This is a genomic window from Mucilaginibacter sp. UR6-11 (assembly GCF_020880695.1).
GTDB lineage: Bacteria > Bacteroidota > Bacteroidia > Sphingobacteriales > Sphingobacteriaceae > Mucilaginibacter.
The window spans coordinates 699,735-721,587 of the sequence record NZ_JAJIWO010000001.1 but is presented as its reverse complement, the minus strand read 5'-3'; the positions used below and the strand labels follow the sequence as shown (position 1 = coordinate 721,587).

Sequence of the window (21,853 nt, the reverse complement as noted above, 5' to 3'; positions counted from 1 at the left end):
CGGTCTGAGCTATTACGCACATAACACAACGTGTTAGAACCTATAAAGCAGGAATTAGTTTTCGCAAACCCTGAAAATGTTTCTCGTTGTCAATAAGCATGTTAATATGTTGTTGAGCATTTTTACCCAATAAAGCTATTTGTTCAGCGTCATCATACAGGTCCCGTATCAGCGCGGCAAGCTGGCTGTAGTTGCCCGGCTCAAATAATAATCCGGTTTTATTATTGATTACCATTTCTGGTACAGCCCCTATGGCCGAGCCAATTACCGGTTTACCCAGAGCCATGGCTTCAACAACGGTAAAACCTAAAACCTCATACCATTCTGATGCGCAAATTAAAAAATCGGAACCGTTAATTATCTGCAGCGTTTCGTGCTTGCTTTTTTTGCCCATAAAAGCGACGTTACTTAACTGGTGGGTCTCTTTAAATTCTTTTAAAGCAGCCTCTTGGGTGCCCGTCCCGATTATTTTAAGGTGAATGTTTGGACAGCTTTTAATCGCATTTAATACCGTATGCGCGCCTTTTATTTTTTCAAGCCTGCCCACAAAAACAATATATCGCTCGTTAAACAGCAGGGGGTTTTGTTTAACCGCTTCAATGCCGGTATAATCGTACCCATGATACAACTGCACCAGTTTATTGGTTTGAAAATTAAATTGTTTAAACTTATTGTATACAAAAGCTGAAGGACAGATATAATAGTCAACCAAAGCATAATAGTTTAAGTATTCATGCACATAGTTCTCCAAAGCGGCCACAGTGCTGGCCAGATAAGAGCCCTTTTTGCAGGAGTGCGTAACACAGTTGTAAAATGCACCGCCAAAACAACGCTCGCATACCTGGTCATGGCTTATAAATGTGCTTTCGGGGCAAATAGGCGTATATTCATGCAGTGTCCATATTATGGGGATGTTTCTGTCCTTTAGTATTTTTAAAATGGTAGGGGTAATGTAATGATGTATAACATTTATATGTGCGAAATCTATTTTTACATCGGTTAAAAGGCGTTCCAGATTTTTTTGAGCTTCGGTTGAGTAAATGCTTTTCGTCAATACCTTAACACCAGCTGTCAGGCTGCGCTTGTTTATTTTTTTATAATCAATATTCTCAATAAAATACCCGGCATACGGAGTCTGAAAATTCCTTTCATCCTTCATCGAAAATGGGATAACGTTGTGCCCCTTTTGCCGGTAAAGATTTACTACGTTTTCAACATAGGTCCAGTCTCCGCCACTTGGATACCAGGTCCAGTTTACGACAAGAATATTCATGTTTTAGCTAATTAATTTTTAAGCAAGGATAGATGATGATTCCACTTTTTTATCATTACGCAAACAAAATTCAAATATGAACGTATTATATGGTATTACATATGTTTAAATTCAAAGAAGCTTAATATAATTATAGATTTATAGGCTTTTTTTGTTGTTTATTGATGAATATCGCATATAAACGACTTATCTATTTTAATTATATTATCAATCTATTTATTTTGGTGTATGGCTTTTTTTGAAAACATGCTGCAAATGAGCCGGAAAAAGGTTAATTTTGAAAGTTGAAGGTTAATAGAAAACGCCCTGTAACGATTTAACATCTACCAGATGTGACCATTATGGTTTTAACGTTTATATGAAGAAAAAAATTTACATTGCTGGTGCAGGTGGAATGCTTGGAGAAGCTTTTTACCGGATATTTAAAGATGATTACGAGATTAAATGCTCAGACAAAGATGTAAATGAGAAATGGCTTAGTTTTCTGGATTTTAGGAATTTTGAGGCTTATAAACGGGACGTTGAGGCATTTAAGCCAGATTACCTTTTCCATTTAGGAGCATATACGGATCTTGAGTATTGCGAACTTAATTTAGACGATACTTACCTTACCAATACAACTGCTGTTGAAAATGCAGTTTTTATAGCCAATAAATTAAATATCCCGGTACTATATATCAGTACAGCGGGCATATTTGACGGCACAAAAGATTTTTATGACGATTGGGACGAGCCTAATCCTCTTGGTCATTACGCCCGTTCAAAATACATGGGTGAGCGTTATGTACGTGAAAATGCAACCCGTTATATTATATGCCGCGCCGGCTGGATGATGGGCGGCGGACCGGAAAAAGACAAAAAGTTTATTAATAAAATAATTAAGCAGCTGGTTGCGGGAAAACGCGAGCTAAACATAGTGAACGACAAAGACGGCACACCGACTTTTACCGTTGATTTTGCCAAAAATGTTAAACTGTTAATAGAGCGGGAATACTGGGGCCTTTACAATATGGTTTGTAATGGCGAAACCAGCAGATACGATGTTGCGAAAGAACTTGTTAGGATATTGGGCCTTGAACATGAAATAGCTGTTAACGAGGTGTCTTCAAGCTTTTTTAAAGATACTTATTTTGCACCCAGGCCTTCGTCTGAAAGGCTGATCAATAAAAAGCTGGAACTGCGCAGCATGAATATAATGCAGGACTGGAGAACAGCGCTAAAAGAATATATCGACAATTACTACTTAGACTATCTTACTGAAAAAAATATTTATCCGGTAAAAGAACATATTACTATATAAATATCTATTTTCGATAATGCGTATTGCTGCTTTTGGCTTCCGGTCAATCCCTTTGGCAAAAGGTGCTGCAGGGGCAGATAAATTTGCCCTTGAGCTGTTTCCAAGACTTGTTAGCCGCGGACATAGCGTTATTGCCTATAACCGCAGGTATGCCGACGTTTTTGTTGATATTGACGAGTATAAAGGTGTAAAAATAAAAACCTTTACAACTATTGCTATAAAAGGGTTTGATACGCTGGTGCATTCTTTTAAATGTACAATTGATATAATTGTTAATAATACTGCCGACGTTGTACATATTCAAAATGGTGGCAACAGCATTTGGGCACTACCCTTACGTTTATTTGGAAAAAAAGTATTTATAAGCCAGGACGGGGTAGACTGGAAACGGGATAAGTGGCCCTGGTACGGTAAGCTTTATTTAAAATTTTCTGCGTTTTTAACGGCTCATTTACCCAATGAAGTAATATTTGATAACGTAATTGCCAAAAAGATCTTCGAGGAGCGCTTTAAAAAAACTTTTAGGTTTATACCGTTTGGGAGTGAGGTTGAAGCCGGCACCGGCTGTACCGATATCCTGGAAGCGCATAATCTGCAAAAAGGCAGCTACTATTTGTTTGTCGGGCGGTTTATACCTGACAAAGGCTTGCATTACCTGATACCGGCATTTATCAATTCTAAATCAAAACGTAAACTGGTGCTGGTAGGCGGGTCGCCAAACCCGTCGTCTTATGAGCAGCAGCTTTTTGATATGGCCAACGGGCAAATAATATTTGCCGGATATGTATACGGAAACGATACCAACACACTTATGGCCAACTCATATTGTTATATTCAGCCTTCGGATGTTGAAGGGTTATCGCCGGTTGTGCTAACGGTAATGGGGTTAAATGTGCCCATAATTGTTAGTGATATCGAAGAAAACCAATATGCAGTGGCAGATACCGCCCGCACCTTTAAAAAAGGCAATATAGAATCGTTAACGGCGGAAATAAACTTTTGTGAAGATAATTATCCTGAAATGCTGAACCTTGCGCAAAAAGCCAGTGAACGTGCTTTAAAGGTATTTAATTGGGAAAAAGTTGCCGACGAGCATGTAGAAGTGTTTTTAAACAGCTAAACTGCTGCTTTGAAAACATTAACCAGCTGAAGTGCAGTATTGCGCCATGAAAACAATTTTAAGCGCGTCGTGCCCTTGTGAGCCAGGCTGGAGCGCAAATCAGGATTGTCAAGCGCCATTTTTATTTTTTTGCTGATATCACCGGTATCAAAAGGGTTAAAGCTTAAAACAGCATCGCCGCCAACTTCGGGCAGGCACGTGTTATCAGAGACCAATACCGGCAGGTTATAACTAAACGCTTCCAAAACCGGTATGCCAAAACCTTCGTTTATTGACGGGAAAATGTATAGCAGGGCGTTTTGGTAAAGCTGGCCCAGGGTTGTATCTGGTAAATATCCGGTTAATATTACTTCATTTTGAAGGTTTAGCTGACTAATGGTATCTATTATCAGCAGGTAATCACTATCAATCAGCATCGATGGGGCCGGGCCGGCCAGCACCAATTTAAGCTGAGGGTAGCCCGATGCCTTAACTTCGCTAAAAGCATGCAGCAGCGCGGGGATATTCTTCCGTTTAAACATTGACCCCACATGCAACAGATACGATTTTGGGTTTAGAGAAAACCGGCTCAATAACTCCGCCGCATTATCCCCGGTGTTGTTACCGGCTAATGTTTTTGCCCCTTCCGGAATCACGATCAATTTATCAGTGTCTATTTTTGTGTAATGACTGATCTGCTTTTTTGCCCATGCAGACGGTGTAATTATAAATGGTGATCTTTTTGCGGCCGGGAGAGCAGTTTTTTTATAAAGCCATAACCATAGTTTGCCATAGTTTTGCGGTGTTTCAAAAAAGAAAGCATCGTGAAAAACGGGTATGGTTTTATAGCCCAAATGAATTATTGGTACAAAGTTATCGGTACAAAAAACAATGTTGCATCCTTTAAAAAAAGCCTTTAACGGCAATATCAACTGCTTCCATAACTGATAGCGTCCGTGCTCTGCCAGTTTCAGCAGTTTGTTTTTTCCGCTGTATACCGGAAACCTGGTATCCAGAAAATAAAAACGAAGATCTTCTGCCTCCATTTTTTTAAACTCGTTGCACAGTTCGGTCAGATAAGTACGTGTACCGGTTTTAGCCGACCGGAGGTCGCGCACATCAACAGCTATTTTTAACGGGCGCGGCATAATTAAACAGTCTCGCGGCTTTTTATAACTTTGGCCGGGACACCTGCAACAATTGAGTTTGGCGGGACAGATTTAGTAACCACGCTGCCTGCCGCAATTACACAGCCATCACCAATAGTTACACCGGCCAGGACAGTAATGCCGCCCCCCAGCCAGCAATTGTTGCCTATTGTAGTGGCCTGTTTGGAAACGCCCTGCTCTTTGATGGTTTGACTGAGGTCCGAAAAATTATGATTTTCTGAGAATATCTGAATGTTTGGTCCGGTGATAACATCATTACCGATAGTAATACCGCCCTGCCCGGCTAAAAACGCCCTTGCGCCAATGCCGGTTCGGTCGCCAATGGTAATGCCTGTCCCTTTTTGGGCTATAACGCCCGTACAAAACAGGATCGAATCGCGCGCTATCGAAACGTCGTCGCCCAGGAGTATACCATTGGTTGAGAGCGCGTTTATATCAACATTATCGCCTAATATTAAATTCCTGCCGGCGCTGATCAGGTAAGCATGCCGAACTTTTACCTGGGTGCCGATGAACATCAACCCTGTTGATTTTTTTAAAAAAGGTTTTAAAAAAAATCCCCTTGACATTTGAAAGAACCTAACCCGGGTTACGCTGAAAATATCACGGCCGGTGTAGGCAGTCTCCCATTTATAGTCGGGGTTATTCTTTAATATCCTGATGAGTTTTTCAATTATCATTTGCCGGTTGTAATTTTGCTGACGCAGGATACATGATCATGCTGATAAATAAACCCGAAAAAAACCAATCCATATAGGACAGGTAGGAGGATGATTCAACCTCGGAAGTTAACATCGGGATAAAAAAGCCCACCTTTATTAATAAAACGGCCATGCATACCTTTTTTTCTTTCCCCTTTAACTTGGGTAGCCACTTTAAGCTTGTTTTAACAAACATAATATAAATGGCTAAGTATAAAAGTAAGGCAATTATGCCAGCTTGCACCCCAATAATTATAAATTGATTTTCGCCGCCTACATTTTCGCCTAGTGACCCGGCTACACGGCCCGACGTACCCAAACCTAACCCAAGTGGGTGGGCAATCATGGCCATGATTCCCTCAACCCATTGTACCAGGTGCCCAACGCTTGAGGGGTCGCTAAAATCAATAGTATTCATTAACACGGCAATAAGCCCGTTGTTATGGCCGCTTTCAAACTCAGTAAACAGGTATATAACATAGATCAGCCCCAAACCCACTCCCACGTGTACGGTATTGGTGATGTATTTTTTTTTAGTTACCAGCGCATATACGTAAATGATCAAAAAATAAGCGGCTAACGGCGCACGTGATAACGCAAATAAAATAGAAAGAAAGGAGGCACCCAACGCCAGTAAACCCACGCTGTTTGGTTTGAATTTATTATCGTCGCGGGTATATAAGGCTGCTATTACGGAAAGTGCCAGCAGGGTGGCCGCAGCATGCTCAAGCGGATTATTAAAAAAGCTGGCAAAGCGTCGCAACCCGCTGTCTGAATCAAACGTGGTGCTTAATCCAAAAATGCCGCTTGGCTCGATATTAAAAAAGTAATAGCAATAGTCTGTATAACCGGTAAACAGTTGCAGCTGCGCGTGCATGGACACTTCAACCATTAATACCGCGCCGGCCGCAATGGTTAATAAGACAATGTAATTAAAGTACTTGTTGATGTAAATGGTTTTAGGATCAAAAAACCGCCCCGCAAAATAAACCACAATATAAAATGAGGTGCTTTTAAAAGCCAGTACCCTTGCCCCGAAACCTTGCTGGCCAATAGGCAGTATGACGTACATAAAGGTGTAAAGCAAAAAAGCCAGTATGGCATAATCAATTAAATGGAACCTGGGGCGGTATTTTAAATTGACTATGTTTAAAACGAGCACACTCAATACCAGGATCTCTTTAAAAAACTGAAATACAGGAATGAAAGTTTTAAGCCCCAGCATGAATGAAACGGACATGGCTGTGGTATACATGGACAGGCCAAAAATTAAAAACAGCAAAATTCCCTCGGTGCGGCCTTTGTAAACCTCTCTAACCGCCATCATAAACGAAATAAGATAGATGAGTGGGAAAATGAACATGGCTATCCGATGTTAATATTGTCTGGTGTCCAAATTAGGCTTTTTGGTGTAAAAAGCCCCTCGTTTAGTCCTTTAATTAAAAGCCTTGCTTTTTCATTGCGCCCGCGCAATTTAAAATAAGCCAATAAAGCCAGGTAATAAAAGCCATTGTAAATAAGGTTAACAGGATAATACCAGGGGTTGCAGTAACGCCTTATGATCCAAAGGTGGTTGCGACTGATGTAATAATGAATTACAGGGCTTAAGAAGCCTTCTTTTTTTTCAACCCTGGCTGATACTCCGGCTTCATGATAGATTTTGCCCGACGGCAGGTAATGTAGTTCACAGCCGCATTCACGCAATCTAAATGACAGGTCCACATCCTCATAATACAGGAAAAACAATTTGTTAAAACCGCCGGCCCTTACTAACGAAGCATTCCTGACCATCATACAACAGCCCGTTACCCACGCTACGGTTTTGTGGCCGCCTTTATCAACAGTGCTTTTAGCTGACGATGAAGTTGTGCCGGTTAATAAATTAAAACTTCCCTCACCATTCCAGATCTTTGTTTTATCGTGCATCCAGTATATGGCAGGCTGCACGGCGGCTGCCAGGGTATAATTGTCTAAATGCGTGCTTAGTTTTAAAACGATATCTTCATCAACCGTGGTATCTGTATTCATTACCAGCGAATAGCTGTACCCGTTTTTTATGCTGTAAATTAAACCCCTGTTGTTTCCGGCTGCAAATCCCAGGTTCTCCTGGTTATCAATATAAATCAGGTTTGGAAACTGCTCCTTAAGCAATTTTAATGAGCCGTCAGCAGATCCGTTGTCAGCAATAATGATATCAAATAGTTCGTCAGCGCAATGCTGCTGTAATGACCGGACGCAATTAGCCGTATGCACAGGTGTATTCCAGTTAAGCAGAATTAATGCTACGCGTTTAGCCATTGTGAACTAAAGGTTTTTTTATTACATATTCATACATAACCAGGGCAAGGCACTCCATAATAAGTGTAAATGCGCCAACCAGTAAATTGTTGCCTACGCGCACTGCGGCAAAGGCCACCAATGCGCCTGCTGCAACCAGCAGCATCGCAATCTTAAACAGGTAAACGTTGCGGTTCTTTAAAAGCATATCCAGCACACTAAATACATTTAGCGCCGATACAACCGGCACAAATGCCATGATCCTTAAAATCGTCACTGCCCCGGCGTTGTGTTTTTTTGAAAGAATAAAGATGATAAAATCAGCTAAAATAAATATCACCACCGCACCGGCAAAGAACACCCCCGCAAATAAGCGTTTTGACTTTTTGCGGTAAGCGGCCCAGGTATCAGCACTTTGTTTATATAGGTTAACTGCATTTGGATAAACAGCATTGGTAATTATATTTAACAGGTTCCTGCACTGGCCTATAAACCTGTCACACAGCGCATAGGCCCCCAGCAGGGTTGGATAATTGCCCCACTCTAAAGCAAACAGGATGATGGATTGCTGCAGGTTAGCCGATATGTTGTTGATGGTGAGGTAAAAATTATCTTTCACAATTTTTAGCAGATCAGCTTTTAGGGGGATCTGGAAATGAAGTTTAAAACGATTAATCAGGTAAATCAACAAGCCAAAATAGGTTATGACATTAGCTGTTCCTAAAATAAAGTTAACCCATGCCGCATCTGCGGGTGTTTTTATAAACAGCATAATAGCCGTTACGGCCACCACATTTGATGCCAGGTTCCAGATGTTGAATATCCTGATCCGTTCAATCCCGATAAAAAAACAAAGCGGATTAAATACTTCAGCTAAAACAATAGGCGCCGCCAGCAAAATATAAGTATGGCTTGCGGCGTATGTCCAATAAAACCCAAGTAACCCAGGCAAGAACAATATGAAAATTAATAACCGGATCCATAAGGTATTAGAAAATACAATGCTAAGCTTTGGTGTATCGGTAAGATTAAAAACAGTGTCTTTTACTCCCGACTGGCCGGTGCCGTAGTTAACAACCGTACCGGCCAGCAAAGAAAAACGATAGGCAAACATAATCATCCCAAACCCTTCAATACCAACATTGCCGGCAATTATACGGATGGTAATTAATAACAATAACGTATTAGAGATCTGTATACTGCTTAAGTTAAGGAAGTTTGACAGGACATTGGTAGCCCTTAACTTTTTATAAGAATCTTTTATGCGTTGTTTCAAATGTTACTGATTGATAGCAGGGCAAATTTAGCTTATTTATAATAATATGGCGTTATTTATAGAAATCCCGAACGTTTATAATTAAAACAAATAACAGTTATCTTAGCAAACCAAATAATTTGTATATATGAATTTTCTTAACGCCCGTATAACCGACCTCAAACAACTAGGTAAGGATAAACATCAGGAATATATTAATGCGCAGCCATTTCCCAATATCGTGATTGATGACTTCTTCAATGAGGAATTATTAACACAGGTGTTGGACGATTTTCCGGACCTTTCAAAAAAACAGGACGTGATCCATTATGACAATCATAATGAAAAAAAACTGGCGGCAAAAGGCGAAGCGTATTTTAGCGATAATACCAAAGCGCTGATTCATTATTTAAATTCGCAGCCCGTTCTTGAATTTTTGCAGGAACTAACCGGGATAAAGGAAACTTTACTGCCCGATCCTTACCTGATAGGCGGTGGCTACCATGAAATTAAACCCGGTGGTTTGTTAAAGGTACATGCTGATTTTAATAAACACGAACTAACCATGCTTGACCGCAGAATAAACCTGCTGGTATATTTAAACAAAGACTGGGAAGAAAGTTACGGCGGACATTTTGAGCTTTGGGACAGGGAGATGACAAAATCACATAAAAAAGTGTTGCCCCTGTTTAATCGTATAGCCATTTTTTCGACCACTGATTTTTCTTATCATGGCCATCCGGACGCGCTGAACTGCCCGCCCGACCGGAGCCGTAAATCCATAGCCCTTTATTATTACAGCAATGGCCGGCCTAAAAGTGAACTGAGTGTCAAGGCTCATTCTACCCTGTTTGTAAACCGGGCCGGGATTAGCGATGATACAACTAAAGAGCCGGTAACGTTAAAAACGGTGGCTGTTGACTTGATACCACCGGTTTTGTTGCGGCTTATTAAAAAGGTAGTTAAAAGATAAATTACTAATAGTGCCTCATTTAACAACCACATGAATAATATTATAGTTTTTGGAGCATCCGGGCAATTGGGGCAGTGTATAAAACACGTTGCCTCGTTAAATGGAGACGAACCATCCAATTTAATTTTCCCCCAGGAGGCTGAGGCAGATATTTTAAATGGGCCGGGATTAGAGCGCCTGTTTGCCCGCCATAAACCTGCCTACGCAATTAATTGTGCTGCATATACAGCCGTTGATAAAGCCGAAGACGAGAGTGAACTTGCCGATAAAGTAAACAATACCGGTGCGGCCAACCTGGCCCTGCAATGCAAAAACCATGGTGCAATACTGATCCATATATCAACAGATTTTGTTTTTGAAGGCGATGTCGCCCACCCGCTTACTGAAGAGGATGAAGCGAGTCCGATAAGCGTTTACGGACAAACCAAACTTGCCGGTGAACTGGCGGTTGCCAGCATGTTAACTGAACATTTTATCATTCGTACCGGTTGGCTTTACTCTGAATATGGCAACAACTTCGTTAAAACCATGCTCAGGCTGGGCAATGAGCGCGATGAAATTAAAATAATTGCCGACCAGGTAGGTACACCCACCTACGCTATTGACCTGGCCGGTTTTATTTTAATGATTATAAAAAACGAAAGCAAAGCTTACGGTACCTATCACTACAGCAACGAAGGGATAACGTCATGGTTTGATTTTGCCCGTGCCATATTTGATATATCAAATACTAAGGTAAAAGTAATTCCTATCCGTACTAACGAGTATCCAACTAAAGCTACACGGCCGTCTTACTCTGTAATGGATAAAAGCAAGGCAAAGCAAACATTTAGTATTGAAATACCTTATTGGAGAGACAGTTTAATAAACTGTATTAAAAAACTTCAACAATAACTTTATAATCGATGAAAGGAATAATTTTAGCCGGCGGGTCTGGCACAAGGCTTTACCCAATAACGCGCGCCATAAGTAAGCAGTTAATGCCTATTTACGATAAACCGATGATCTATTATCCCTTATCGGTATTAATGCTGGCTGATATAAAAGATATTTTAATTATTACCACGCCCGAGGATAGCGAAAGCTTTAAGCGCTTGTTGGGAGACGGAAGAGAACTGGGCTGCAATTTTGAATATGCAGTGCAGGCAGTACCAAATGGCTTAGCGCAGGCTTTTGTAATAGGCGAGAAATTTATAGGCAATGATAAAGTGGCGCTGGTATTGGGCGACAATATATTTTATGGCAGCGGTTTTAGTAAACTGGTGCGGAGTTTTAATGACGTAAATGGTGCAGCTGTTTTTGCTTACCCGGTTGCCGACCCCGAGCGATATGGTGTTGTTGAGTTTGATGAAGATTTTAAAGCGTTGTCTATCGAAGAAAAGCCCACAGCGCCAAAATCCAATTTCGCGGTGCCGGGCCTTTATTTTTATGATAATACCGTAGTTGACATCGCTAAAAACCTAAAGATGTCCCCGCGCGGCGAATACGAAATTACCGATGTAAATAAATATTACCTGCAGCAGGGCAATTTACACGTAGGTGTGATGGACCGCGGAACGGCGTGGTTGGATACCGGGACCTTTGATTCATTAAGCGATGCCAGCGAATTTGTGCGGGTTATTGAAAAACGACAGGATACCAAAATCGGCTGTATTGAAGAAATAGCTTATCGCATGGGTTTTATTGATAAACAACAGTTGAAAGATATAGCCAAAAAGTATATTAAGAGCGGTTACGGCGAATACTTATTACGACTGGTTAAGTAAACCCGAAATAGTTTCGGGCTGGATAGCTTCCGGCCCGAGCCAATAGATGTCCTTATCTTTTCTGAACCAGGTTACCTGGCGTTTCGCGAAACGCCGGGTATTTTGTTTAATCAGTTCAACGGCCCTGTCTAAATCCGTCTTCCCGTCAAAATAATCAAACAGTTCACTGTATCCAACCGTGTTCAAAGCATTTACATGACGGTAAGGTATAAGTTGTTTTACCTCATCAACCAATCCCTGTTTTATCATCTCATCAACCCGCCGGTTAATGCGGTTGTATAAAACCTCGCGGGGCAGGTCCAACGCTATTTTTAACAGGTTAAACGGCCTTTGGTTAAGGGTTGCTTTCCGGTACGATGAAAATGGATTACCGCTGCTTCTAAATACTTCAAGCGCCCTTATTATCCGCTGTGGGTTACTTAAATCCACAGCGTTATAATATACAGGGTCGGCTAATTTTAACTCTTCCTGCAGTGCCCCAATGCCTTTCGTGTCAAATTCATGATTGAGTTGTTCCCTGATCTCAGGGTCGGCCTGCGGAATTTCGTCAAACCCTTCGCACAACGCTTTTATATATAAACCCGAACCACCAACCAGGATCACCAGGTCGTGAACTTTAAACAATTCATCCAGCAGCGTTAAGGCCTGTTTCTCAAAATCGCCTACTGAAAATGGTTCGGTTACCGAATGTGAATCAATAAAGTAATGTTTGGCAGCCGCCAGTTCCCCGGCATCGGGTTTGGCTGTCCCGATTGACATCTCCCGGTAAAACTGCCGCGAGTCGGCGGATAAAATTACAGTTTTATAATACTGCGCCAGCCGGATAGCCGCAGCGGTTTTGCCCGAAGCCGTTGGCCCGGCAATTACGATTAATGTTTTTGGGGATGGTTCATGGTTCATAGTGTGCCTGAATTGATGAAAATGCTGTGACTATGAACCATCACCTGTTACCTGTCAACTTAATTTAAAAATCGTCGTGCGCTTTGCTGTCGTCTTCAAAACCTTCGTCGTCTGCAAACTCGCCGCCAAATTCATCCTCTTCTTCCTCGTGCTCTTCAGCTACCGCTTCGCCTGTTTCGTCCACCTCCGAAAAATCTTCGGTATCTTCCTGGTTCATGCCCATTTCATTCAGAAAATCAAAGTCATCGCCGGTATCTGCGGTAGCGGCCGTTGCGGCGTCGGCTACGGTGACAAATTGTCTTGGGGCGTCGCCTACGGATTTGATGATAGCCGGATAGGTTACACCCGGTGTTTCATCCAGGATGATTTTCATCAGCTCGACGTGGAAATCAAACGGGCGGTCAAAATTAAAAGTATAATAAAATTTTTGATGCGGATCATCAATACGGCTGCTTAGTTTTACTTTCTCCATTAACGCAACGCCGCGATCAATCCTTTTTTGGTTAGGCAAATAAGTAATTTCTTCGCCTTTTAACCATTGATCATTGCTTACATAAAATGATGAGGAGTACTCGGGGTTGTAACCGGTTGACTGGTGTACGGCCCGGTGAAGATCTTCAAATGTCTGGGTCGATTTAATATCAATTTCCCTGGTTACATCATCATAATCCTCAAAAGTAACTCTAAACCTGTATAGTGCCATTGTGTATTGTAGTAGAATTTTTAGTAAAAATAATATTTTAATTTGTGTTTGAGCTTGCCACAACTTTTAAGCCAATTTCTTCGCCAGTTTTAATTGTGAAGCTAATTGCCTCCTCGCGCGAGTTGGGAATCTCGCCTTCCAGTATCGCTTCGCGGATCTTATTTTTGATAATACCCACCTCGCGTCCCTCTTTTATCCCGAACAATTCCATAATATCTGTCCCTGTAACCGGCGGCTGCCAGTTGCGGATATTGTCACGCTCTTCAACGTCTTTTAATTTTTGTTGAACCAGCTCAAAATTGTTGCGGTACTTTTTAACCTTGTACTCGTTTTTGGTAGTAACGTCTGCTTTACACAACAACATTAGTCCCTCAATGTCATCGCCTGCCTCAAAAAGCAACCGGCGCACTGCCGAATCTGTGACGATAGACTGCGAAAGTACGATAGGCCTTAAATGCAGTTGCACCAGCTTTTGCACCAGTTTCATTTTTTCGTTCAAAGGCAGTTTTAACTGTGCGAAAATTTTCGGTACCATGCGTGCGCCTTTATCCTCATGCCCGTGAAATGTCCAGCCGTGGCCGGGTTCAAAGCGTTTGGTAGGCGGTTTGGCAATGTCATGCAGTATGGCTGCCCAGCGCAGCCAAAGGTCGCCGGTGGTTTCGCAAATATTATCCAGTACCTGCAGGGTATGGTAAAAATTATCTTTATGACCCTTCCCGTCAATATAATCAACACCGTAAAGTGCTGTCATCTGCGGAAATATCTTATGCAGTAAACCCGTATCAAACAAATAATTAAAGCCAATAGACGGTTTGGGTGATAAGATGATTTTGTTCAGCTCGTCGGTAACACGTTCTTGTGATACGATGCTGATCCGGTCGACATTGTTTTTTATAGCCTCAACTGCGATAATATCTATCCTGAAGTTTAGCTGCGATGCAAACCGGATAGCCCGCATCATGCGTAGCGGATCGTCAGAAAAAGTTTCGACAGGATTTAGCGGGGTCCTGATCAGTTTTGCTTCCAGGTCCTTTATCCCCTCAAACGGATCAATCAGTTCGCCAAAAGTGTCCGGGTGCAGCGAAATAGCCAGTGCATTGATAGTGAAGTCGCGTCGTTTCTGGTCATCATCTAAGGTGCCGTTCTCTACAATAGGTTTGCGCGAATCAAGGCGGTATGATTCTTTGCGGGCGCCAACAAATTCAATTTCAAGATCCTGGTATTTTAATGACGCTGTGCCGAAGTTTTTAAATACTGCCAGCTTTACTTTGAGCCTGGCAGCCACGGCCTCGGCGAAGGCAATGCCATTACCAATGATAACAATATCGATATCCTTTGAGGGCCGGTCTAAAAAAATATCGCGTACAAAACCGCCGATAGCGTAAGCCGGCATGTTTTGCTGGCCGGCAAGCTGCGATATAACGGTAAATACGTGATGTTTGAGATGCGCCTTCATGATGTTGCAAAGCTAATAATAATTACTGTTTTGCCCTTGTTTGCAACGCGTGCAAAACATATTTGGCTTCTGTGACGCGATTGCCGTTGTTGGTGTTGTCACCAATGGCTGGGCACCGGGCCGGGGTACTGCTAATTAAACAGTAGCTTCTGTGACGCGACCGCCGTTGCAACACGACCGCCGTTGTTGGTGTTGTCACCAACAACTATGCACCGGGCCGGTTACTGCTAAATTAAACAGTATGGTACTTGTTGGTGACAACACCAACAAGGGCGTAGATTCAGCGTTTGTAAATTTTTTTAGACGGGTGATCCATATTACTGATCCGCTACCAAAAAATTAGCGAAAAATAGCCGATTTTCAATTGTTTGATTATCAGAATATTAATATGGATTTATGTTTAGAAATCCTGACGAATAAGCCTGATCCAAAGTGATCCGCTTTTTAAATCAAGTGGTTGATTATTAAATGATTATAAATTTTAGGTGATCCGGGTGATCCATATTTTAACTTGGATCACCTGCGCTGTTTCAGTGCCGAGAGATAGCTGCTGCCTATCTCCGCAAAAATTCGAACCTGCCGTCGGGCGATAACCGCATGATGGTTGACGGGTTTTTGATCTCCATGCTGTGCTGGTCAACATCTACCACATAATCAACCCCGTCAATGATCTCCTGGTCGATCTGCGAAAAGTATTGCGGCGACGGCTTGCCGCTGATGTTAGCCGATGTTGATACCAGCGGCCTGCGCAAACGCTGTATTAGCCCCTGGCAAAACGGATGGTTCGACACCCGGATACCTACACTGCCATCAGCAGCGACCAACGCCGGCGAAATGTTGCGCGCACCCGGCATAACCAGCGTTAACGGGTTTTCGGCAAATTCAATCAGGTTATAAGCCAGTTCAGGCACCTCCTGTATATAGCTTGCCAGTTTGTTGTCGGTATCCAGCAAAATGATCATGCTTTTGGCTTCGCTGCGTTGTTTAAGGCGATAGATCTTCTGTACAGCTTCAGTATTCGCGGCGTCACAGCCGATACCCCAGATGGTATCAGTAGGGTATAGGATAATGCCGCCGTCCTGAACAACTTTAAGTGCATTAGCTATTTCATCTTTAAGCATGGTTTAAATATAAGCTCAATGCGTTAATAATTCTTTGTTCATCCAATAACTCCATACATTTGGGTATACCGTATAATTTACATTCGTTGCGTACACAGGGTTCGCAACTTAACTGCCCGGCCCGCAACACGGTTAAATTGCTTTTATTATAGGGCGCGGTATTGTTTTCATTGCCGGCGCCAAACAGGGCTATCACCGGTAAGCCTAAACTATTACCCAAATGAGCCGGGCCCGAGTCGGTAGTCAGCAAAACTTTTGCACCGGCCATCAAATTGGTCAGGCTGGCCAACGTGGTTTTACCCGCGTAGTTCTCTATGCGATCAATATTTGCGGCATCAACCAAAATCTCCTCTATAAAAACTACGTCTTTGGGCCCGCCCAATAGGCCCAGTTTATAGCCGGTAAAGGTATGGGTGAGCAAATTCAATAATGCCCTGCCTTTGGCCAGTGGCATTCTTCTTGAATCGGCCTCCGAGTTGAAATTAAGCAGGATCAGGTTGTTGGGTTTCACCTCATTGGCGGTAAGCATAACTTTACGCCCGGTAACCGGCATTTCATTAATCTGCTCCAATACAGACAGGTACTCATCAACCCGGTGCACGTTGGGCGGGCGCCTGCAAACTTTGGTCAGTAAAAAAAAGCCGCCTTCTTTACTAAAACCGATGCGCTGTTTGGCGCCGGTTGCCTTACCCATTACTGCCGACGATAAGGAATCAGGCAGGGTAAAGAAAATGTCGTAGTTATAGGAGCGCAACGTTTTGCCATAGCGGTATACACCGCCCAGCCCTTTATACTCGTCTTTTGAAAAAGAGTGAATATTGGTTAGCCCGGGGATCAATGAGGCGATAGAGCTTAACTCTTTTTTAATAATGATATCAACCTGCGCCAACGGATAAAACTGTTTAACCGCACCGATGAAAGCCGTACTCATAACTACATCACCAAGCCAGTTAGGCAATCTTACCAGTATCTTCATTTATGTTGTACGTTTTATGTTGTACGTTTTAAGTTGTAAAAAGCATAAAACGTACAACGTATAACTTAAACTGCTACATTATTTTCCCGCAAAGCATCGTTTAACGATGTCTTTTTGTCGGTTGATTCTTTACGGGTACCGATAATTAAAGCGCAGGGTACCTGATAATCGCCTGCCGGGAATTTTTTAGTATACGAACCCGGAATAACTACCGAGCGCGCCGGTACACGGCCTTTATACTCAACCGGGGTGCTGCCGGTAACGTCAATTATTTTGGTCGATGCGGTTAAAACCACATTAGCGCCCAGTACAGCTTCGTTTTCAACATGAACGCCTTCAACTACTATGGCTCTTGAGCCAAGGAAACAATTGTCGCCGATAATAACCGGTGCAGCCTGTACGGGTTCTAATACGCCGCCGAGGCCCACGCCGCCGCTCAGGTGTACATGTTTGCCAACCTGTGCGCATGAGCCTACTGTGGCCCAGGTATCAATCATAGTGCCTTCGTCTACATAAGCGCCTATGTTTACATAACTGGGCATCATGATAACACCTTTTGCCAGGTAAGCACCATAACGGGCAGATGCGCCCGGCACTACACGTACGCCGGTAGCTTTATAGTCGGTTTTTAGTTTCATTTTGTCATGAAACGTAAAAGGTCCGGCTTTAACCTCTTCCATTGTGCGGATAGGGAAATATAATATTACGGCTTTCTTTATCCATTCATTAGTATGCCAGCGTGCGCCAATTTGTTCTACAACGCGTATTTCGCCTTTGTCAAGGCGTTCAATAATAGTTTCAATAGCATCGGTATATTCTTTGTAATTCAATAGGTTCCTGTCTTCCCAGGCTGCCTCAATTAATTTTTTCAGATCTTGCATTGGTATATTTAAACTTTCGACAAATTAAAGGAATTTTAAGGAGAAATGTTTGCAAATTGTTGAAGGGCCTGCTGCCATACTTTGCGCTACTTTATTAAATTTGCAAATTAACGCTATGGCCGAAAAAGAAAAACTAAGAATAGATAAATATTTATGGTCCATCCGCCTGTTCAAAACACGGACGCTGGCGTCTGATGCCTGTAAAGCCGGGCGGGTTAAGCTGGAAGGCAATAACATCAAGCCATCGCACGAGGTTAAGCTGGGCGAAACCTATCAGGTATCCAAGGGGCCCGACCGTAAAATAATTAAAGTAACCGGGCTGTTGGAAAGCCGTACCGATGCCAAAACCGCCGCAGGCTATTATGAAGATATCACCCCGGTTGAACAAACCCCGGCTTTTAAATCAATGTTCCAGGCGCCGGTATTAAAACGGGACAGGGGCACCGGCCGTCCTACCAAAAGGGACAGGCGCGAAATAGATGGCCTGCAGGACGATTTTTTTGAAAAGAAGGAAGATTGATCCCGCTAAATCTCCCAAAAGGGAAACTATTAAAAATTCTTTGAACTTTCAAAGCCCTCACCATTGTGGGGCTAATAATCTGTTTTACTCTCGCTCTCGCTCCATAATTTAAACGCTCCTAATGCTTCATTGCGCATCATTTGCACAAAGGGCAGTTTGCGCTTTTCCATCGGCAGGTCAAGTTCTTCATAAATAAAATGATCATCAAAGCCAATGGCAGCGGCATCTGCTTTGGTGTTTGCGTAATAAATTTTATCAATCCGGGCCCAGTAAATGGCGCCCAGGCACATCGGGCAGGGCTCACAACTGGTATATATTTCGCAGCCGGCCAGGTTAAAGGTGCCCAGTTCCTGGCAGGCCAGGCGTATAGCCGATATCTCGGCATGCGCGGTAGGGTCATTTGTTGGTACCACTTTGTTGGCGCTGCGGGCCAGCACCATCCCATCTTTTACAATCACGGCACCAAACGGGCCGCCCTGTCCTTCTTTTACATTATATTCAGACAGGTCAATTGCCATCTGCATAAATTTTTCGTTATTACTCATATCGTCTGGAAATCAAGCGTTAAGAATCAGGAGCCGGGGCATCAAAACTCACCCTCCATCAAAAGAAAACCCCAACTTAAGGCCGGGGTCTTCTTTTTGTAAATTAAATATATAGCTTCAGCAGCTGTGCAGATGCGCAAGCGGCTTATTTTTTATCTTTTGCGTAAGCATCATTTAATGCTTTTACCACTTCGGCAGTAACATCAAGGCTTGGATCAACGTACAGTACGCCCGGTGCTGTTTTTGAGTACGTTAAAACCAGCTTATAGCCTTTTTCTTTGGCGTATGCTTTGGCAAAGTCGGCAGTTTTTTGGTACAGCTTGTTGGTTTCGGCGCCTTGTTCGCTTTGGAAAGCAGCGCCTTCATTTTGCTGAAATTGCTGAAATGCCTGTTGCTCGCGTGCTAAACGCTGTTCGGTAGCCTGGCGCTTATCAGCAGGTAAGGTAGCAGCGTCTTTTTGATAATCAGCAATCTCGCGTCTTAAAGCCTGTTCTTTTGAAGCTACCTCGGCCTGTGCTGCTTTACCTTTCTCGGTAAGGCGCGTCTGCATATCTTTTGCGTAGTTATACTGGTTTAATAAAGTATCAGAGTTGATATATACTGTTGTTCCTTTATCTGTTGTAGCAGTTGTTGGCGCTGCTGTTGTAGCAGCCGGTTTATTGTTATTGCAGGCAACAATAGTTGCGGCAGCTAATAAACCTAAAGTGATCTTTGTGAAAATAGAACCCGTAGTTTTCATTTAAAGTGGTTTGTTTTTGATGATGCTGATAATTATCCTGTAAAAAAACAGGCCGTCAATTTTTAATAAAATTTTTCACAAAGATAATCTTTCATAACAAGTATCCTAATCAATTACCGGGGTTGTTAATACCGGGCGATTTTTATCAACAGTAGTGATTAATTGCGGCAAAATGAGTATTTTTGTGAGTTATTGTTTTAACCAAAATATGAGCGAAGAAAATATAGATAAATCGAATTACTCAGCAGATAATATACAGGTTTTAGAAGGTTTGGAAGCGGTGCGTAAGCGCCCGTCCATGTACATTGGTGATACAGGTGTAAAGGGCCTCCACCATTTGGTATACGAAGTTGTAGATAACTCTATAGATGAGGCACTTGCCGGCTACTGCGATACAATAAACGTTACTATCCATAAAGGCAACTCAATTACTGTTGTTGATAACGGCCGTGGTATACCAACCGGTATTACTACTAAAGAGCAGGTATCGGCACTGCAAATTGTAATGACCGTTTTGCACGCCGGTGGCAAGTTTGATAAAGACACTTACAAGGTATCCGGTGGTTTGCACGGTGTGGGTGTAAGTTGCGTTAACGCGTTATCAACCCATATGAAAACGGTTGTTGAACGCGATGGAAAAATTTTTACACAGGAATACTCACAAGGTAAACCTTTGTTTGAGGTTAAGGAAATTGGTGTATCAGACCGTACAGGTACCACCCAGACCTTCCAGCCCGATCCGGAAATATTTACCTTAACAACCGAATATAAATTTGATACCCTGGCTGCCCGCCTGCGCGAACTGGCCTATTTAAATAAAGGTATCCGTTTAACGTTAACTGATGAGCGCGAGCCCGAAGAGGATGGAAGCTTCCCGATGGAAGAGTTTTATTCGACCGGCGGATTAAGCGAATTTGTTAAGTTTTTGGATGGTACCCGTACCGCAATTATTCCTGAGCCTATTTACCTGGATGGCATTAAACAGGGTATCCCGGTTGAGCTGGCTTTGCAGTATAATGATACCTATTCAGAAAACGTACACTCCTACGTAAACAACATCAATACAATTGAGGGTGGTACCCACGTTGCCGGTTTCAGGAGAGGGTTAACCCGTACATTAAAAAGCTACGCCGATAAAGAAGGCTTGCTTAAAAATATGAAGATTGAAATTACCGGTGATGATTTCCGTGAGGGATTAACCGCCGTAATTTCGGTAAAAGTGCAGGAGCCGCAATTTGAAGGGCAAACCAAAGGTAAGTTGGGTAACAACGAGGTTATGGGTGCCGTTGATATGGCGGTTGGTGAAATTTTAGGTAATTACCTGGAAGAGCATCCTAAAGAAGCACGTATGATCGTAAACAAAGTTATACTGGCCGCTACAGCCCGTGCCGCCGCCCGCAAGGCGCGCGAAATGGTGCAGCGTAAAAGTGTAATGGGTGGATCTGGCCTACCGGGTAAATTATCCGATTGTGCCAACAGTGATCCGGCGTTATGCGAGTTATACCTTGTCGAAGGTGACTCGGCGGGTGGTACTGCCAAGCAGGGCCGCGACCGCGAGTTTCAGGCTATATTGCCGTTAAGGGGTAAAATACTTAACGTAGAAAAAGCCATGGAGCACAAGATCTACGAGAACGAAGAGATAAAAAACATGTTTACCGGCCTGGGTGTAAGCCGCGGTACACCTGAAGACGATAAAGCGTTAAACTTAACCAAGCTGCGTTATCATAAAATTGTGATCATGACGGATGCGGACGTTGACGGATCGCACATTACTACACTGATCCTTACTTTCTTTTTCCGCTATATGAAGGAACTGATTGAAGCCGGTTACGTTTATATCGCGTCGCCACCGCTTTACCAGGTAAAAAAAGGTAAGGAGTTTGAATATTGCTGGACAGAAGATCAGCGTGACGCCGCTATTCAGAAACTAAAAGGCGCCGGTAAAGAAGATAGTGTACACGTACAACGTTACAAAGGTTTGGGTGAGATGAACGCCGAGCAGTTATGGGAAACTACCATGGACCCGGCCCGCCGTACCTTAAAACAAGCCAGTATTGAAAATGCCGCCGAGTGCGACCATACCTTCTCTATGCTGATGGGCGACGAGGTTGCTCCGCGCCGTGCATTTATTGAGAAAAACGCTAAGTACGCAAGGATAGATACTTAGGATTTAGGATTTAGGATTTCCGAATTTCGATT

21 protein-coding genes are annotated in these 21,853 nt (G+C 42.8%); 7 read left to right on the top strand and 14 right to left on the bottom strand.

Annotation, left to right across the window (positions count from 1 at the left end; all coding sequences use genetic code 11):
• Positions 1-40: 40 nt before the first annotated feature.
• Positions 41-1,273: a glycosyltransferase family 4 protein gene (locus tag LJ658_RS03330; RefSeq protein ID WP_230545053.1), complete on the bottom strand. Its 1,233-nt coding sequence runs from the start codon at positions 1,271-1,273 to the stop codon at positions 41-43.
• 358 nt (positions 1,274-1,631) lie between these two features.
• On the opposite strand from LJ658_RS03330, the gene LJ658_RS03325 reads away from it, so the two are divergent.
• On the top strand, positions 1,632-2,573 hold the full coding sequence (locus LJ658_RS03325; protein WP_230545052.1) for an NAD(P)-dependent oxidoreductase: 942 nt from the start codon (positions 1,632-1,634) through the stop codon (positions 2,571-2,573).
• A gap of 16 nt (positions 2,574-2,589) precedes the next feature.
• A complete protein-coding gene (locus LJ658_RS03320) occupies positions 2,590-3,693 on the top strand; it encodes a glycosyltransferase (protein ID WP_230545051.1) in 1,104 nt (367 codons plus the stop codon).
• On the opposite strand, the gene LJ658_RS03315 is transcribed toward LJ658_RS03320, so the two are convergent.
• From LJ658_RS03315 to LJ658_RS03295, 5 genes are read right to left on the bottom strand one after another with little or no spacing between them, the layout of a single operon-like run.
• Entirely contained in the window at positions 3,690-4,820 is a 1,131-nt protein-coding gene (locus LJ658_RS03315) for a glycosyltransferase family 1 protein (RefSeq protein ID WP_230545050.1), read from the bottom strand. The two genes, LJ658_RS03320 and LJ658_RS03315, sit on opposite strands and share 4 nt — an antisense overlap.
• 2 nt (positions 4,821-4,822) lie before the next feature.
• Positions 4,823-5,521, bottom strand: a complete 699-nt coding sequence (locus LJ658_RS20480; protein WP_304610917.1) for a DapH/DapD/GlmU-related protein — start codon at positions 5,519-5,521, stop codon at positions 4,823-4,825.
• The gene (locus tag LJ658_RS03305) at positions 5,511-6,869 is read right to left on the bottom strand and encodes an O-antigen ligase (protein ID WP_230545049.1); all 1,359 of its coding nucleotides are present in this window, start codon (positions 6,867-6,869) and stop codon (positions 5,511-5,513) included. Before LJ658_RS03305 ends, LJ658_RS20480 begins: the two co-directional genes overlap by 11 nt.
• Before the next feature lie 38 nt (positions 6,870-6,907).
• On the bottom strand, positions 6,908-7,840 hold the full coding sequence (locus LJ658_RS03300) for a glycosyltransferase family 2 protein (protein WP_230545048.1): 933 nt from the start codon (positions 7,838-7,840) through the stop codon (positions 6,908-6,910).
• Positions 7,833-9,095, bottom strand: a complete 1,263-nt coding sequence (locus tag LJ658_RS03295; RefSeq protein WP_230545047.1) for an oligosaccharide flippase family protein — start codon at positions 9,093-9,095, stop codon at positions 7,833-7,835. Before LJ658_RS03295 ends, LJ658_RS03300 begins: the two co-directional genes overlap by 8 nt.
• Positions 9,096-9,222: 127 nt before the next feature.
• Here LJ658_RS03295 and LJ658_RS03290 point away from each other — a divergent pair, with 127 nt between their 5' ends.
• From LJ658_RS03290 to rfbA, 3 genes are read left to right on the top strand one after another with little or no spacing between them, the layout of a single operon-like run.
• Positions 9,223-10,047, top strand: a complete 825-nt coding sequence (locus LJ658_RS03290) for a 2OG-Fe(II) oxygenase (RefSeq protein WP_230545046.1) — start codon at positions 9,223-9,225, stop codon at positions 10,045-10,047.
• Between the two features lie 30 nt (positions 10,048-10,077).
• Positions 10,078-10,941 carry a dTDP-4-dehydrorhamnose reductase gene (gene rfbD / locus LJ658_RS03285; RefSeq protein ID WP_230545045.1) on the top strand — a complete coding sequence of 288 codons (864 nt, stop codon included), beginning with the start codon at positions 10,078-10,080 and terminating at the stop codon, positions 10,939-10,941.
• A gap of 11 nt (positions 10,942-10,952) precedes the next feature.
• On the top strand, positions 10,953-11,813 hold the full coding sequence (gene rfbA, locus LJ658_RS03280) for a glucose-1-phosphate thymidylyltransferase RfbA (protein WP_230545044.1): 861 nt from the start codon (positions 10,953-10,955) through the stop codon (positions 11,811-11,813).
• On the opposite strand, the gene miaA is transcribed toward rfbA, so the two are convergent.
• The 6 genes from miaA to LJ658_RS03250 all read right to left on the bottom strand — a co-directional run bounded on the left by miaA (position 11,796) and on the right by LJ658_RS03250 (position 17,850).
• Entirely contained in the window at positions 11,796-12,713 is a 918-nt protein-coding gene (miaA, locus tag LJ658_RS03275; RefSeq protein ID WP_230545043.1) for a tRNA (adenosine(37)-N6)-dimethylallyltransferase MiaA, read from the bottom strand. The genes rfbA and miaA overlap by 18 nt on opposite strands.
• A 64-nt stretch (positions 12,714-12,777) precedes the next feature.
• Positions 12,778-13,416 (bottom strand): plasmid pRiA4b ORF-3 family protein, encoded by a 639-nt coding sequence (locus tag LJ658_RS03270; RefSeq protein ID WP_230545041.1) that lies wholly within the window; start codon positions 13,414-13,416, stop codon positions 12,778-12,780.
• 37 nt (positions 13,417-13,453) lie between these two features.
• Positions 13,454-14,872: a CCA tRNA nucleotidyltransferase gene (locus LJ658_RS03265; protein ID WP_230545040.1), complete on the bottom strand. Its 1,419-nt coding sequence runs from the start codon at positions 14,870-14,872 to the stop codon at positions 13,454-13,456.
• 554 nt (positions 14,873-15,426) lie between these two features.
• Positions 15,427-15,993 carry an L-threonylcarbamoyladenylate synthase gene (locus LJ658_RS03260; protein ID WP_230545039.1) on the bottom strand — a complete coding sequence of 189 codons (567 nt, stop codon included), beginning with the start codon at positions 15,991-15,993 and terminating at the stop codon, positions 15,427-15,429.
• A complete protein-coding gene (locus tag LJ658_RS03255; protein ID WP_230545036.1) occupies positions 15,986-16,969 on the bottom strand; it encodes a glycosyltransferase family 9 protein in 984 nt (327 codons plus the stop codon). Before LJ658_RS03255 ends, LJ658_RS03260 begins: the two co-directional genes overlap by 8 nt.
• Before the next feature lie 65 nt (positions 16,970-17,034).
• Positions 17,035-17,850, bottom strand: a complete 816-nt coding sequence (locus LJ658_RS03250; RefSeq protein WP_230545035.1) for a 2,3,4,5-tetrahydropyridine-2,6-dicarboxylate N-succinyltransferase — start codon at positions 17,848-17,850, stop codon at positions 17,035-17,037.
• A gap of 115 nt (positions 17,851-17,965) precedes the next feature.
• Between LJ658_RS03250 and LJ658_RS03245 the strand changes: the two genes are divergently transcribed.
• A complete protein-coding gene (locus LJ658_RS03245; protein WP_230545034.1) occupies positions 17,966-18,370 on the top strand; it encodes an RNA-binding S4 domain-containing protein in 405 nt (134 codons plus the stop codon).
• 71 nt (positions 18,371-18,441) lie between these two features.
• Here the strand turns inward: LJ658_RS03245 and LJ658_RS03240 are convergent, their stop codons facing one another.
• Complete coding sequence (locus LJ658_RS03240) at positions 18,442-18,915, bottom strand: nucleoside deaminase (RefSeq protein WP_230545033.1); 474 nt, start codon at positions 18,913-18,915, stop codon at positions 18,442-18,444.
• Between the two features lie 145 nt (positions 18,916-19,060).
• Positions 19,061-19,654: an OmpH family outer membrane protein gene (locus tag LJ658_RS03235; protein WP_230545031.1), complete on the bottom strand. Its 594-nt coding sequence runs from the start codon at positions 19,652-19,654 to the stop codon at positions 19,061-19,063.
• 208 nt (positions 19,655-19,862) lie between these two features.
• On the opposite strand from LJ658_RS03235, the gene gyrB reads away from it, so the two are divergent.
• Positions 19,863-21,821, top strand: a complete 1,959-nt coding sequence (gyrB, locus tag LJ658_RS03230) for a DNA topoisomerase (ATP-hydrolyzing) subunit B (RefSeq protein WP_230545030.1) — start codon at positions 19,863-19,865, stop codon at positions 21,819-21,821.
• Positions 21,822-21,853: the final 32 nt, after the last annotated feature.

What these genes read in the sequence shown, in the direction of transcription:
- LJ658_RS03305 (WP_230545049.1), bottom strand. Translation starts at nt 6,869, where the DNA reads ATGATGGCGGTTAGAGAGGTTTACAAAGGCCGCACCGAGGGAATTTTG.
- LJ658_RS03330 (WP_230545053.1), bottom strand. Translation starts at nt 1,273, where the DNA reads ATGAATATTCTTGTCGTAAACTGGACCTGGTATCCAAGTGGCGGAGAC.
- rfbD (WP_230545045.1), top strand. Translation starts at nt 10,078, where the DNA reads ATGAATAATATTATAGTTTTTGGAGCATCCGGGCAATTGGGGCAGTGT.
- LJ658_RS20480 (WP_304610917.1), bottom strand. Translation starts at nt 5,521, where the DNA reads ATGATAATTGAAAAACTCATCAGGATATTAAAGAATAACCCCGACTAT.
- LJ658_RS03315 (WP_230545050.1), bottom strand. Translation starts at nt 4,820, where the DNA reads ATGCCGCGCCCGTTAAAAATAGCTGTTGATGTGCGCGACCTCCGGTCG.
- miaA (WP_230545043.1), bottom strand. Translation starts at nt 12,713, where the DNA reads ATGAACCATGAACCATCCCCAAAAACATTAATCGTAATTGCCGGGCCA.
- rfbA (WP_230545044.1), top strand. Translation starts at nt 10,953, where the DNA reads ATGAAAGGAATAATTTTAGCCGGCGGGTCTGGCACAAGGCTTTACCCA.
- LJ658_RS03290 (WP_230545046.1), top strand. Translation starts at nt 9,223, where the DNA reads ATGAATTTTCTTAACGCCCGTATAACCGACCTCAAACAACTAGGTAAG.
- gyrB (WP_230545030.1), top strand. Translation starts at nt 19,863, where the DNA reads ATGAGCGAAGAAAATATAGATAAATCGAATTACTCAGCAGATAATATA.
- LJ658_RS03250 (WP_230545035.1), bottom strand. Translation starts at nt 17,850, where the DNA reads ATGCAAGATCTGAAAAAATTAATTGAGGCAGCCTGGGAAGACAGGAAC.
- LJ658_RS03325 (WP_230545052.1), top strand. Translation starts at nt 1,632, where the DNA reads ATGAAGAAAAAAATTTACATTGCTGGTGCAGGTGGAATGCTTGGAGAA.
- LJ658_RS03270 (WP_230545041.1), bottom strand. Translation starts at nt 13,416, where the DNA reads ATGGCACTATACAGGTTTAGAGTTACTTTTGAGGATTATGATGATGTA.
- LJ658_RS03300 (WP_230545048.1), bottom strand. Translation starts at nt 7,840, where the DNA reads ATGGCTAAACGCGTAGCATTAATTCTGCTTAACTGGAATACACCTGTG.
- LJ658_RS03240 (WP_230545033.1), bottom strand. Translation starts at nt 18,915, where the DNA reads ATGAGTAATAACGAAAAATTTATGCAGATGGCAATTGACCTGTCTGAA.
- LJ658_RS03265 (WP_230545040.1), bottom strand. Translation starts at nt 14,872, where the DNA reads ATGAAGGCGCATCTCAAACATCACGTATTTACCGTTATATCGCAGCTT.
- LJ658_RS03260 (WP_230545039.1), bottom strand. Translation starts at nt 15,993, where the DNA reads ATGCTTAAAGATGAAATAGCTAATGCACTTAAAGTTGTTCAGGACGGC.
- LJ658_RS03320 (WP_230545051.1), top strand. Translation starts at nt 2,590, where the DNA reads ATGCGTATTGCTGCTTTTGGCTTCCGGTCAATCCCTTTGGCAAAAGGT.
- LJ658_RS03235 (WP_230545031.1), bottom strand. Translation starts at nt 19,654, where the DNA reads ATGAAAACTACGGGTTCTATTTTCACAAAGATCACTTTAGGTTTATTA.
- LJ658_RS03245 (WP_230545034.1), top strand. Translation starts at nt 17,966, where the DNA reads ATGGCCGAAAAAGAAAAACTAAGAATAGATAAATATTTATGGTCCATC.
- LJ658_RS03255 (WP_230545036.1), bottom strand. Translation starts at nt 16,969, where the DNA reads ATGAAGATACTGGTAAGATTGCCTAACTGGCTTGGTGATGTAGTTATG.